Annotated in this window: 10 protein-coding genes; 6 read left to right on the top strand and 4 right to left on the bottom strand. The window is 70.9% G+C overall.

Annotated features, from left to right (window positions below; genetic code table 11):
- Nucleotides 1-78 precede the first annotated feature (78 nt).
- Genes ACFT2C_RS18685 through ACFT2C_RS18675 form a run of 3 tightly spaced genes read right to left on the bottom strand, consistent with a single transcriptional unit; the run spans nt 79 to nt 4,397 of the window.
- A complete protein-coding gene (locus ACFT2C_RS18685) occupies nt 79-1,170 on the bottom strand; it encodes an AEC family transporter (RefSeq protein ID WP_377208572.1) in 1,092 nt (363 codons plus the stop codon).
- 30 nt (nt 1,171-1,200) lie between these two features.
- Nucleotides 1,201-2,334, bottom strand: coding sequence for a Gfo/Idh/MocA family protein (locus tag ACFT2C_RS18680; RefSeq protein ID WP_377208571.1), 1,134 nt, complete (start codon nt 2,332-2,334; stop codon nt 1,201-1,203).
- Nucleotides 2,331-4,397 (bottom strand): DUF6807 family protein, encoded by a 2,067-nt coding sequence (locus tag ACFT2C_RS18675; protein WP_377208570.1) that lies wholly within the window; start codon nt 4,395-4,397, stop codon nt 2,331-2,333. The genes ACFT2C_RS18680 and ACFT2C_RS18675 overlap by 4 nt, the downstream gene beginning before the upstream one ends.
- A gap of 288 nt (nt 4,398-4,685) precedes the next feature.
- Here ACFT2C_RS18675 and ACFT2C_RS18670 point away from each other — a divergent pair, with 288 nt between their 5' ends.
- The 4 genes from ACFT2C_RS18670 to ACFT2C_RS18655 all read left to right on the top strand — a co-directional run bounded on the left by ACFT2C_RS18670 (nt 4,686) and on the right by ACFT2C_RS18655 (nt 9,681).
- A complete protein-coding gene (locus ACFT2C_RS18670; RefSeq protein ID WP_377208569.1) occupies nt 4,686-5,609 on the top strand; it encodes a carbohydrate ABC transporter permease in 924 nt (307 codons plus the stop codon).
- Nucleotides 5,602-6,555 (top strand): carbohydrate ABC transporter permease, encoded by a 954-nt coding sequence (locus ACFT2C_RS18665; RefSeq protein WP_377208568.1) that lies wholly within the window; start codon nt 5,602-5,604, stop codon nt 6,553-6,555. The genes ACFT2C_RS18670 and ACFT2C_RS18665 overlap by 8 nt, the downstream gene beginning before the upstream one ends.
- Before the next feature lie 60 nt (nt 6,556-6,615).
- Nucleotides 6,616-7,962 (top strand): ABC transporter substrate-binding protein, encoded by a 1,347-nt coding sequence (locus tag ACFT2C_RS18660; RefSeq protein ID WP_377208567.1) that lies wholly within the window; start codon nt 6,616-6,618, stop codon nt 7,960-7,962.
- A gap of 120 nt (nt 7,963-8,082) precedes the next feature.
- Complete coding sequence (locus ACFT2C_RS18655) at nt 8,083-9,681, top strand: UxaA family hydrolase (protein WP_377208566.1); 1,599 nt, start codon at nt 8,083-8,085, stop codon at nt 9,679-9,681.
- 79 nt (nt 9,682-9,760) lie between these two features.
- Here the strand turns inward: ACFT2C_RS18655 and ACFT2C_RS18650 are convergent, their stop codons facing one another.
- Nucleotides 9,761-10,570 (bottom strand): MerR family transcriptional regulator, encoded by an 810-nt coding sequence (locus ACFT2C_RS18650; RefSeq protein ID WP_377208565.1) that lies wholly within the window; start codon nt 10,568-10,570, stop codon nt 9,761-9,763.
- A gap of 352 nt (nt 10,571-10,922) precedes the next feature.
- Here ACFT2C_RS18650 and ACFT2C_RS18645 point away from each other — a divergent pair, with 352 nt between their 5' ends.
- Nucleotides 10,923-11,840 carry a glycoside hydrolase family 19 protein gene (locus ACFT2C_RS18645; protein WP_377208564.1) on the top strand — a complete coding sequence of 306 codons (918 nt, stop codon included), beginning with the start codon at nt 10,923-10,925 and terminating at the stop codon, nt 11,838-11,840.
- Between the two features lie 149 nt (nt 11,841-11,989).
- Entirely contained in the window at nt 11,990-13,045 is a 1,056-nt protein-coding gene (locus tag ACFT2C_RS18640) for an aldo/keto reductase (RefSeq protein WP_377208563.1), read from the top strand.
- Nucleotides 13,046-13,138 lie beyond the last annotated feature (93 nt).

Here is a 13,138-nt window from a genome sequence, read left to right as displayed (position 1 = left end):
GTTGCGCCTAAGACGGGCACTTAGGCGCAACGATCACGCCCACAACCAAAGACCGGCTACGGCAGGCGCGCGGGCGCGTCACGCCAGGAGCGCGCCGACGACCACCAGGACGGGCACGCACAGCGCCGTCGTCCAGACCGTCGCGCGCGCGGAGACGCCGTCGAACACGCCGTACCGCGTCGCGTACGTGGTCACGTTCACGGCCGTGGGCAGCGCCGCCATCGTGACGACGACGGCGAGGGCCGGCGCGTCGAGGCCCACCGCGATCCCCAGCCCCCACGCAGCCAGCGGGTGCAGGACGTTGCGCACCAGGACGGCGACGGCGATCACCGAGCCCACCAGCCTGCGGCCCTGGCTCTGGCCCGCGCCCGCGCCGCTGCCGTCGCCATCGACGTCGCGATCACCATCGACGTCACCGCCGCCGAAGCCGCCCGCCGGGGGCAGCGGCACTGCGAGCGTCATGCCGAACATCAGCAGTCCCAGCGGCGGCGCGGCGGCGCCGATCAGGTCGAACGGCATCAGGACGACGTCGGGCAGCCGGCCGCCGGTCAGCTCACCCAGCACCGCGACCAGCAGGCCCGCGACCGTACCGAGCGTGATCGGGTTCCGGAACGCGGCGAGGAACACGTGCCCCACGGACCGCCAGGCCGACGGCGCCGCTCGCCCGTCGGCCGCCACCGACCGGTCGAGCACGGAGAGGGTCAGCGGCGCCAGCACGAGCAGCTGGAAGAGCAGGGTCGGCACCACGGCGAGCGCGTCGTCGAACAGGTAGACGGCGAGCGGGATCCCGATGTTCCCTGCGTTGACGTAGACGGCGGCGAGCGTCGTCACGGCGGCAGGGCCGGCAGGCAGCCGGAGGAGCCACCGCGCCACCGCGGCGGTGACCAGGCCGAGCGCGGCGGTCGTTGCCCAGGTGACCACGGCGCCGCGCGAGAGGACGTGCGCCAGGTCCGTCGAGGCGAGCGTGCTGAACATCAGCGCGGGCGCGCAGATCGTGAAGGACAGGGTCGCGAGGGTATGCCGGGCCCCGGCGCCGTCGGCGGACTCTCCGGAACCGCCCCGCGCGACCCCGCGAGGGAGGCTACGGCCCGACAGCAGGCCGGTCCGCTGGATCACCCAGCCGAGCGCGACCACGCAGGCCATGGAACCGATGGCAGTCAGGACGGGCAACACCTACGCACCCTCCCACGGACGGGCGCGCTAGCTCCGGCCTGTCCACGGGGCGCCCAGCTCCGTGAACGTGCGCTGCTCGCGGGCGGCCCGCTCGCACCACTCGGCGACGTCGTGCACCACGGGGTGCCGGGCGTCGTCGGCGTCGACCCAGTCCACGAACGCGTCCCCGATCGGCGCCGGATCGGCCGCCGTGCGCACGGCTTCGAGCACCTGCATGAACGCTCCGGTGTCCCGCACGTCGCACAGGAGCCGCTCCCCGGAACCCGCCGCCGAACGCGCCACCAGCAGGTTCTCCAGCAGCCCGGTGCGCCCGTACTGCTTCTCCGCGACGACTCGTCCTGTGCGCAGCCGCACCAGGTCGTGCTCGTACTCCAGCTCGATCTCGCCGGCGGTGCCCTGCACGATCACCCGCGCCGGAGTGCGTTGTGCCGCGCAGAGCGTCAGCCCGAACCCGTACCGCGTCCCGTCCGTGCCGACGGCCCGCAGCGACGAGGTGTCGTCCGCCTCGATCGCGTTGGCCCGCCACAGGTCGGTGTTCACGTACGCGACGTCGGTGGAGGCCCGGGCGCCGCCGACCCACAGCGCCGTCGCGACGGCGTGCGCGAGCGGGTTGGTCACCACGCCGTCGACCACCGCGCGACCGCCCATCCGGCGCCGTCCCGCCCAGGGCGAGCGCGCCCAGTAGGCGGCGGTGCGGACCCACGTCCCGACGGCGCCGATGCCGGTCACCTGCCCCACCTCGCCGCGCGCGATCATGTCGGCGACGGCGGGCAGCGCGTGCGACCCGAAGGTCTGGAACCCGACCTGGCACAGCCGCCCGGTCCGCTCGGCGACGGCGACGAGCTCCGCGTGCTCCGCGAGGGACGCGCTGGTCGGCTTCTCCAGCAGGACGTCGATGCCCGCCTCCATCGCGGCGCGAGCGAGCGGCAGGTGCGTGTGGATCGGCGTGGAGAGCACGACGACGTCGGGCAGCGCATCGGCGTCGGCCGAGAGCAGGTCGCCGAGGCTCGCGAACCAGGACGCCGGGGCGTCGTCGGGTTCCCGCGGGTCGACGACGGCGCTCAGCCGCGCGAGCCCCTTCTCCTCGAGGTCCGCGACGGCGCGCAGGTGGGAGCCGCCGTGACCGTGGACGCCGACGACCGCCACCTTCGGCAGGCTCATCGTCCGCCCCCGTCGGTGAGGTTCGCGGCCAGCGCTGCGGCCGCCGTGCCGGTGAGCGCGCTGTCGAGCAGCACGGCGACGAGGTCGAGCTGCACGGCGCCGCCGTCAGGCACGAGCAGCGGGGAGTCCCACGCGAGCGCGGGGCCGGCGCCGGGGTACTCGGCACTACGCAAGAACCACGGTCGGACCTGGCTCGGCTGCACCAGCAGGAGCGTAGTGGACCGGCCGCCCTGCCGCTGCACGAACGCGACCCACGGCGACGTGCTGCCGTGCGCCCGGCGCTCGCCGGTGCCCGCCGCCGACAGGACCTTGGTGCTCTCGGCGATCGGCAGACGCCAGAACAGGCCGCCGTAGCCGGCGCCCGGCCGGCCGTTGGTGGCGGGCGAGCGGATCTCCAGGGGGCCGTGGTCGGCGTGCAGGGTGGAACGCCAGTCGAGGATCCAGCCAGGCGCGGCGTCGGAACCCGGGATCTGGGGGAGCAGGCGGGCGGTGACGCGGCGCTCCTCGCGGAGCTGCGGGTCGCCGTGCTCGTCGGACCACAGCACGTCCTCGACCAGCACCTCGTCGGCCCCGGCGCCCGACCTGGCACCGGACACCGAGGTCGCGGCCTCCACGCGGATGCCCTGAGAGGTCTGCCGGCCGTGGTTCTTCAGCAGCGTCGGGCCGACGTCCTCGATGAAGGTACGGCCGCCCCAGTGGCTCGTGCCGTTCACGTCCGGGACGGCGATACCGACGCCGTAGTGGTGCCGGTGGTCCACCGGGCTCACGTCGGTGAGCGGCACGCCGCCCAGGGTGTGCACGGGGTGCAGGTAGGGGCGCCGGGCGTGCACCTTCGGCATGCGGTCGCCGGCGTCGCGGCGGACCAGCTCCAGCCCGTCGCCGACGGTCAGCACGACGGCGTCGGCCTCGGGGTCGGCGGGGACGGACCACGTGGGCGGTGCCGTGGGCGGCACGGTCGGTATCTCCTCCCGCCCGACGACGACGACGGCGCCGTCGTCGTCCGTGATGTGCACGCGTTCCGGCCCCTGCGGCACCGGCCCGGTGCTGCCGCGCACCTCCAGGCTGGGCGTGAATCGGGCAGAGCTTGCGGGGTGGGCGTCGTCGTCGATCACGGCGTGCAGCTCCCTCCAGGCGTGTCGGCCGAGCTCGGCCTGCGGCACCGCGACAGTCGTCAGCGCGGGTGTGGCGTAGCGAGACAGTTCGATGTCGTCGAAACCGGCCACTGAGATGTCGGCGGGCACGGCGACCCCTGCCTCGTTCAGGCCCGCGAGCAGGCCGAACGCGACCAGGTCGTTGAAGGCCACCGCGGCGGTGGCGCGGGTCGCCAGGACGGCGGGCGCGGCGGCGTGGCCGGCCTGGATGTCCGGCCCGGCGGGCAGGTCGAGGACCTCCAGGTCCGCGTGCTGCTTCCGGGCGCGGGCGAGGCCGGCGCGGCGCAGCTCGTCGGAGGCGCTCCGCACGGGCCCGCCGAGGTAGACGATCCGGCGGTGGCCGAGGGCCACCAGGTGCTCGACGACCTGGAGCGCGCCGTCCTCGTAGTCCACGACGAGGCTGGGCGCCGCGCCGCCGGTCTCCCGGTTGACCAGGACGACGGGCTCGACATCGGCGATGAGCGCGCTCAGCTCGGCGTCCCCGATGCGGGGCGAAACGAGCACCAGGGCGTCGCAGCGCATGCGCGCCTCCAGGGCGATGGCGCCCTCCTGCTGATCGTCCTCGACCGTGTCCGCGACGAGCACGCGGTAGCCGTCCTCGGCGGCGCCGTCCATGACGCCGCGCAGGATCTGCTGGAACACGGGATTTCCCAGGTCAGGCACGACGAGCGCCACCGTCTGGGTGCGGCCGAGCGCGAGGCTGCGCGCGGCGTTGCTGGGCCGGTAGCTCAGCGACGCCGCGGCGCCGCGCACGCGCTCGGCGATCGTGGCGTCGACGGTGCTGCGCCCGTTCATGACGCGGGAGACGGTGGCCCGCGAGACCCCGGCCGCCGTCGCGACATCCCCGATCGTGGCCGTGACACGGCGCTGACCTGCGCGCTGACCCGTGCCCCCGGCGCTGCCGCTGACCATGTGCTCTCCGTCCGTCACTGACCGGTCCGCCTGGGCGATCTCCCGCGCCGTGGCGCGACGTCGGGCGGTACCGGTTTCCCGATGTGACCGTACACCATGGGAAACCGGTTCCTCATATGGTACGTTCCTCCACCAGAGACCGGTTTCTCACCGAGGTGACCGGGGATCGACGACGATCCGGAGGACGAACGCGATGCGCCACCCGAACCGCGAGCCCGGACCTTGGCGGTCCGAGCCCCCGCCCGCCAGGCGGTCCGAGCCCCCGCCCGCCAGCGCGGGGGTGAGCCCATGTCAGTGATCCAGGAGCTCTCCCACACCAAGAAGAGCGTCAGCCCACGGAGGAAGGGCGACGGGCGCTGGGCGCTGTTCTTCCTCGCGCCCTGGTTCGTGGGGCTCGCGCTCATCACCGCCGGTCCCATGGGCGCGTCGCTGTACCTGTCGTTCACGGACTACGACCTGCTCTCGGCGCCCCAGTGGGTGGGCCTCGAGAACTACACGCGGATGTTCGACGACCCGCGGTTCCTGAAGTCCCTCGGCGTCACGTTCACCTACGTGTTCGTGTCGGTGCCGCTGCAGCTCGCCGCGGCCCTCGGCCTGGCGCTGCTGCTCGACAAGGGCATGCGCGGGCTCGCCCTGTACCGCTCGGTCTACTACCTGCCCTCGCTGCTCGGCGGCTCGGTGGCGATCGCGATCCTGTGGCGCCAGATCTTCGGCGCGGACGGCCTGGTCAACCAGGTCCTGGCGCTCTTCGGCGTGCAGGGCCAGGGCTGGGTGTCGCACCCGGACTACGCGCTCGGCACCCTCATGGCGCTCAACGTCTGGACGTTCGGCGCGCCCATGGTGATCTTCCTGGCGGGCCTGCGGCAGATCCCGCAGATGTACTACGAGGCGGCCTCGATCGACGGCGCCTCCCGGTGGCGGCAGTTCCGCAGCATCACGGTGCCGCTGCTGACGCCGATCATCTTCTTCAACCTCGTGCTGCAGCTCATCGAGGCGTTCCAGTCCTTCACCAGGGCCTTCGTCGTGAGCGGCGGCAACGGCGGCCCCTCGGACTCGACGCTGCTCTACACGCTGTACCTCTACCTCAAGGGGTTCGGCTCCCTGGAGATGGGCTACGCGTCGGCGATGGCCTGGTTCCTGCTGCTGATCATCGGCGGCATGACCGTCGTCAACTTCGTCGCCTCCAAGTACTGGGTCTTCTACGATGACTGACGCCTCCACTCCCACCCGGACCGCGACGCCGACGGCAGTGCCACCGCCGTCCGACGGCGAGAAGCGAACCGCACCCGAGGACCGCCGTCCGACCGTCCGGCCACGGGGCCGGCACCTGCGCGCCAGGATCGGCAGCGTGCTCAAGCACGCCGGCCTGATCGCCTTCGGCTTCGTGATGCTGTACCCGCTGCTCTGGATGCTGGCGAGCTCGTTCAAGCCGAACGCGCTGATCTTCCGTGAGCCCGGGCTCATCCCGACCGACATCGACCTGTCCAACTACACGGACGGGTGGAACGCTCTGCTGCACCCGTTCAGCCACTACCTGATCAACTCGGCGCTCGTGGTGCTCGGGTCGGTGCTCGGCAACCTGCTGTCCTGCTCCCTGGCGGCGTACGCGTTCGCGCGGCTCGAGTTCCGGGGCAAGCGGCTGTGGTTCGCGATCATGCTGATGTCGATCATGCTGCCGATCCACGTCGTGATCGTGCCGCAGTACGTGCTGTTCTCCCAGCTCGAGTGGATCAACACGTTCCTGCCGCTGATCGTGCCGAAGATCCTGGCCACCGACGCGTTCTTCATCTTCCTGATGGTCCAGTTCTTCCGGGGAATCCCGCGCGAGCTGGACGAGGCGGCGACCATCGACGGCGCCAACCACCTGCGCATCTACCTGCAGATCCTGCTGCCGCTGTCGATGCCGGCCCTCGCCACCACTGCGATCTTCACGTTCATCTGGACCTGGAACGACTTCTTCAGCCAGCTCATCTTCCTCACCCGGCCGGAGATGTACACCGTGCCGATCGCTCTGCGCACCTTCGTCGACTCCACGGGCAACAGCTCGTGGGGCTCGCTGTTCGCGATGTCGATCGTGTCGCTGATACCCGTCTTCATCGCCTTCCTGTTCGGACAGAAGTACCTGGTCAAGGGCATTGCGACCACCGGAATCAAGTAGCGGTCCCGGAGCTCCGCCCGCGATGCGACAACGACGTCAACGTCACCGAAGGAGAAACCCATGAGCACCACCGGCAAGGCACTGACCACGAGGCGCGGCAAGCGCCTCGCCGCCTCGGCCGCGGGCATCGCGGCCGTAGCACTGACCCTCGCCGCCTGCGCGGGCGGCGACTCGGGCATCGGCGGGGGCGGCGACGAGTCGCCCACCGCCGCGGAGGAGTGCCCCTGCGAGATCCGGTTCGCGTGGTGGGGCTCCGACACCCGCCACGCCTCCACGCAGGAGATCATCAAGGCGTTCGAGGCGGAGAACCCCGACATCACGGTGGTCCCGGACTTCACCGACTGGGACGGCTACTGGGACAAGCTGGCCACCTCGGTGGCCGCCGGCGACACCCCCGACGTCATCACCCAGGAGGAGCGCTACATCTCCGACTACTCGTCGAAGAACGTGCTCGCCGACCTGGACTCGCTGGAGATCGACACGTCCAAGATCGACGACGGCGTCCTGGCCGGCGGCCAGATCGACGGGACGCAGTACGGCATCCCGACCGGGATCAACGCCTACGCGCTCGTCGCGGACCCGGAGCTCTTCGCCGACGCCGGCGTCGAGGTGCCGGACGACGCCACCTGGACCTGGGAGGACTACGTCACCACGGCGAACGCCGTCGGGAAGGGCGGCGACGGCGTCTGGGGCACGCAGGACCAGGGCTTCAACGAGGCCGGCCTCAACGTGATGGCGCGCCAGCGCGGCGAGACGCTGTTCACGCCCGAGGGCGAGCTCGGCGTCTCCGAGGAGACCATCGCGGACTTCTTCCAGGTCTCCCTCGACCTGATGGAAGGCGGCGGGCAGCCCGACGCCGCACGCACCGTCGAGTACCAGGCGGCCGGCCCCGAGGGTGGTCTGCTCGGGACCAACCAGGGCGCCATGGGCGTCTGGTGGACCAACCAGCTCGGCGCGCTGACCGAGTCGTCCGGCCACGAGCTCGAGCTGCTGCGGATGCCCGGCGAGACCGAGGGCGAGCGCACCGGCATGTACTACAAGCCCGCGATGTTCTACTCGGTCTCCGCGGACACCGCGTACCCGGAAGCCAGCGCGAAGTTCGTCGATTTCCTGCTGAACTCGCAGGAGGCGGCCGACATCATGCTGACGGACCGTGGCCTGCCGGCGAACACCGAGGTGCGCGAAGGGATCCTGGAGCACCTGCCGCCCACCGAGCAGAAGGTCGCTGACTTCATGGCGGACATCGAGGACGAGATCGTCGACAACCCGCCGCTGCCGCCGAACGGGTCCGCCGAGCTCGCCGACATCATGGAGCGCATCAACACCGAGGTGCTCTTCGAGCGCATCACCCCGGACGAGGCGGCCACCCAGTTCATAGACGAGGTAACGGCGGCCACAGCCAACTGACCCCCGGTCCGTTGAGTGCGGGGTATTTGTTGGGCTGGGGCCTTCCAGACCGCAAATACCCCGCACTCACCATGTCGGGGGGTCGGTAGGGTGAAACAGGTTCGATAGAGAGGTGTACCCGTGTCAGAGGTCGATCTGCTCGTCCTGCGCGAGGGGGACGACGTCGCCGTCGCGACCCGCGACCTGAGGCCGGGCGATACCGCCTCGGCCCCAGGGACAGGCCGGGTCGCCGTCGGGCAGCCGGTGCCGCGGGGCCACAAGATCGCGCTACGAGACGTTCCCGCGGGCGCTGGGGTGCACAAGTACGGGCAGGTCATCGGGGTCGCGACCGCCGACATCGCCTTGGGCGACCACGTGCACTCGCACAACCTCGGGTTCGAGGAGGGCTCGCGCGAGGCGCCCCTGGGCGGCACGCACACCGAGCTCCCGCTGCCCGACGGCGCCCGCCCCACCTTCCGCGGTTACCGGCGGGCCGACGGCGGCGTCGGCACGCGCAACTTCGTGGCGATCCTGACGAGCGTGAACTGCTCGGCGTCGACGGCGAAGATGATCGCCGACCAGTTCCGCGGCGCCGCCCTGGACGAGTTCGAGAACGTCGACGGCGTCATCGCCCTCACGCACACGTCGGGCTGCGGCCTGGTGCCCGACTCGGAGGGCGGCCAGATCCTGCTGCGCACCCTGCGCGGGTATGCCGCCCACCCGAACGTGGCCGGCCTGCTCGTGCTGGGGCTGGGCTGCGAGATGGTGCCGGGCGCCGCGCTCTCGTCCCGCTCGGGCCAGGTCGCGGACCTGGGGATGCCCACTCTCGGGCCGCCCGACGACGCGAGACAGGGCCTGCTGGCCGCCATCCCGGCCGACACCCTCGTGCGGAGCCTGACCATCCAGGAGGCCGGCGGCGTACGCGCCTCCGTGCGGGCGGGCATTGCCGCAGTCCGCGAGATGCTGCCGCTGGTGAACGCCCGCGAGCGCGTCGAGTGCGACGTGTCGGAGCTGGTGCTCGCCCTGAACTGCGGCGGGTCGGACGGCTACTCCGGCATCACGGCCAACCCCGCGCTGGGCTGGGCCTCGGACCGCCTGGTCGCCTATGGGGCGACGTCGGTGCTGGCCGAGACCCCCGAGGTGTACGGCGCGGAGCACCTGCTCACGGCCCGCGCGGTGAAGCCCGAGGTGGCGCAGCGCCTGCTGGACCGCATCGACTGGTGGCGCGGCTACGTCGCGGCGGGCGGCGGCACGCTGGACAACAACCCGTCGCCGGGCAACAAGGCCGGCGGCCTCACCACGATCCTCGAGAAGTCCCTCGGGGCGGTCGCCAAGGGCGGCCAGGCCGACCTCGGCGCCGTCTACGAGTACGCCGAGCCGATCACCGAGCGCGGCTTCGGGTTCATGGACACACCCGGCTACGACCCGGTGTCGGTGACGGGCCTGGTGGCGGGCGGCGCTAACGTGGTGGTGTTCACGACCGGGCGCGGTTCGGTCTTCGGCTGCCGCCCGACGCCGTCGATCAAGGTGGCTACGAACACCCCGATGTACTCGGTGATGTCCGAGGACATGGACATCAACGCGGGCGTCGTCGTCGACGGCACGGCCACCGTCGCCGAGGTGGGCCGGCAGATCTTCGACCGGATCCTTGCTGTCGCGTCCGGCGAGCGGACGGTCAGCGAGGAGCTGGAGATCGGCGCCGAGGAGTTCATCCCCTGGCACATGGGCGCCGTCACCTGACCCCGCTCTTGGTTGTGGGCGGGATCGTTGCGCCCAAAACAGGCGCGTAGGAGCCACGATCACGCCCACAACCAAGGGGTCATGCGCGGGTGACGGGCTGTTGCAGCTCGGTGACCCAGTCGGCCTGGTCCTCGCGTTCGGCCCGGATGTACAGCTCGCGGCAGGGGCCTGACGGCGTGAGCCCGCGCTCCGTCGCCTCGGTCATCAGGGCCATCCAGCTTCTCGAGATCCCATCCATGGGTCCCAGGTGGACGGCACATGCCGCGACCCGCTGGGCGGGCAGCTCGACGATCTCGATGCCGGGCAGTGGCTCGCCGTCGTACTCGAATCCGCAGGTGATGCTGACGCCGTCCTCGCCCATGTCGTACTGGGCGATGGGGACCTCCAGCATCCCTGGGCCGTGTGCGTCAGTGAGGGCGTTCGCGACGGCGTCGAACATCGGCCCGACGACGGACGCCACTTGCGGCTGCTCCGCGACAATGGTGGACTGCATGGCCAGCCTGACGGCCGGCAGGTCCTTGGTGATCATCTCGATGGTGGACATGGTCTTCTCCTCTTCGATGAGCCGGAGCCTGCGTCCGACGTCGGCCAGCCGCGCGGTCGCCAGCGCGTGCTCCCGAGCGACCTCGTCCAGGCGTTCGCGCAGGAGCACGGCCAGCCGACCGGTGTCGACGCCGTCGGCCAGCGCGGCCGCGATGTCGTCGAGGCCGAAACCGAGCTGGCGCAGTGCCACGATCCGGTGCAGCCGGGCCAGCTGTGACGGGTCGTACGAGCGGTAGCCGGTGAACTCGTCGACGTGGGCGGGAACTAGCAGCCCGGCCGTGTCCCAGTGCCGCAGCATGCGGTGGGTCACCTGACCGATCTGCGCGAAGGCTCCGATGGGCAACACAGTCCAGTTCTCCCGCCTGACACGGTGTGAGGGTCAAGTCGAATGCTGCCCTACGGTGGCGGGGAATCTCCTCTGTTGTCGCAGCGGAAAGCCAGCGACAACTGAGTTCTCCCCGCAAACATCAGCGGAAGGTGCGTTCCGCTGATGTTTGGGTGAGAAGCTCAGCCCTGGCTGATGTTGCGTCTCGTGCCGCCGTCCCCGGCGGTGCGCCACTCGTGGTCTCGTCGTCCGCACCCGTACGGGTCGTTCGTGTGGGAATCCCTCACGCACGCCCATCAACCACCTTGCTAGGTTCCTGAACAAATCGGTCGTCGACCCCGACGGCCCAGAACCCGAAGCGAGGTGGTTCCCCGTGAGATCTCGTCGCGCACCGCTACTGATCGCAGCTCTCGTTGCTGCGCTCCTGACCACAGGAGCAGCCGTCGTCACCGTTCCGGCAGCCCAGGCCGCGGTGGCCGACTGCAGCTCGCCCGCCTGGAGCAGCAGCGCGGTCTACGTCGGCGGCAACCAGGTCACCTACGGCGGCGCCGCCTGGCGCGCCAAGTGGTGGACCCAGGGCGAGACACCCGGCACCACCGGCGAGTGGGGAGTGTGGGAGCGGGTCGGCACGTGCGACGGCGGCGACCCGCCGACCGATCCGCCCGGCGCCGAGGACTTCCCGGTCAGCCAGACCCAGTTCAATCAGTTCTTCCCCAACCGGAACGCGTTCTACACCTACGCCGGGCTCGTCGACGCGCTCACCGCGTACCCCGGCTTCGCCAACACCGGTAGCGAGACCGTCCAGAAGCGTGAGGCCGCCGCATTCCTCGCCAACGTCTCCCACGAGACGGGCGGCCTGGTCTACATCGTCGAGCAGAACACCGCGAACTACCCGCACTATTGCGACACGTCCCAGCCCTACGGCTGCCCGGCCGGCACCGACCAGTACTACGGTCGCGGGCCCATCCAGCTGAGCTGGAATTTCAACTACAAGGCGGCGGGTGACGCCCTCGGCATCGACCTGCTGCACAACCCGCGCCTCGTGGAGACCGACTCGGCGATCGCCTGGAAGACCGGGCTCTGGTACTGGAACACCCAGAACGGTCCAGGCACGATGACGCCGCACGCGGCGATCGTGAACGGCGCCGGATTCGGCGAGACCATCCGCTCCATCAACGGCAGCATCGAGTGCAACGGCGGCAACCCCGCACAGGTGCAGAGCCGCATCGACACGTATCTCCGCTTCACGTCCGCGCTGGGCGTCGACCCGGGCGGCAACCTGAGCTGCTGACGCTCCGCGAAGTGCGCTTCTGCTCAGCGATCAGGCCCGAAATCCCGGTAAGTTCCGGGCCGGATCGCTGAGCAGAAGCGCACTTTCCGATCTCGCGGCAGCGGGCCGCGTGGTCGATCGGCCGGAGCGGCCCGTGCCACGATGGGCGCATGCCTCTCGCACCTCGGTACCTCGCAGCTGAGGACCGTTACGACACCATGACCTACCGTCGCACCGGCCGTTCCGGCCTGGATCTGCCCGCGCTGTCCCTGGGGCTCTGGCACAACTTCGGCGACACCAGCCCGTTCGACACGCAGCGCGCGATCCTGCGCCGGGCGCTCGACCTGGGTGTGACGCACTTCGACCTGGCGAACAACTACGGCCCGCCGTACGGCTCGGCGGAGGAGAACTTCGGCCGCCACTTCGCGGCCGACTTCAAGCCGTACCGCGACGAGCTGATCCTCTCCACGAAGGCCGGCTACGACATGTGGCCCGGCCCCTACGGGGACCACGGGTCGCGCAAGTACCTCATCGCGTCCCTGAACCAGTCGCTCACCAGGATGGGCGTCGACTACGTCGACGTCTTCTACCACCACCGGCCGGACCCCTCGACGCCACTCGAGGAGACCATGGGCGCGCTCGCGTCGGCGGTCCAGCAGGGCAAGGCGCTGTACGTGGGCGTCTCCAACTACTCGCCGGAGCGGACGCGCGAGGCTGCGCGGATCCTCGGCGACCTGGGCGTCCCGCTGCTCATCCACCAGCCGTCCTACTCGATGCTCAACCGGCACATCGAGAACCCGGCGCACGAGGACGCCTACGACGGCAGGCAGAGCGAGTCGCTGCTCGACGTCGTCGGCGAGCTCGGCGTGGGGACCATCGTCTTCTCCCCGCTGCAGCAAGGCCTGCTGACCAGCAAGTACCTCACGGGCGCGGCGCCCGAAGGGTCCCGGGCCGCGCGCCCCGACTCGCCGTTCCTCTCGTCCGGCGCGCTCACCGAGGACTACCTCGGCCGCGCCAAGGCGCTCAACGAGATCGCCGGCGGCCGCGGCCAGACGCTCGCGCAGCTCGCGCTCGCCTGGGTGCTCCGGGACCAGCGCGTGACGTCGGCCCTGATCGGCGCGTCGTCGGTGGCGCAGCTCGAGGACAACGTCGCGGCGCTCGCGGCGGGCCCGCTGAGCGACGACGAGATCGCGGCGATCGAGCCGTTCGCGCAGCCGCTCGGCTGACGGGGGAGCGGGACAACCAGGAAATCCACACCACACGTTCCACCGCACTTCACGGAGTCGTTGCACCGAATCGACCCGTCGGGCGGACGATAG

Origin of the sequence: Promicromonospora sp. NPDC057138, from assembly GCF_042670845.1 — a bacterium.
Taxonomy (GTDB): Bacteria; Actinomycetota; Actinomycetes; order Actinomycetales; family Cellulomonadaceae; genus Promicromonospora.
The sequence above is the reverse complement of the archived record's forward strand: the minus strand, read 5'-3'. Positions and strand labels throughout refer to the sequence as shown.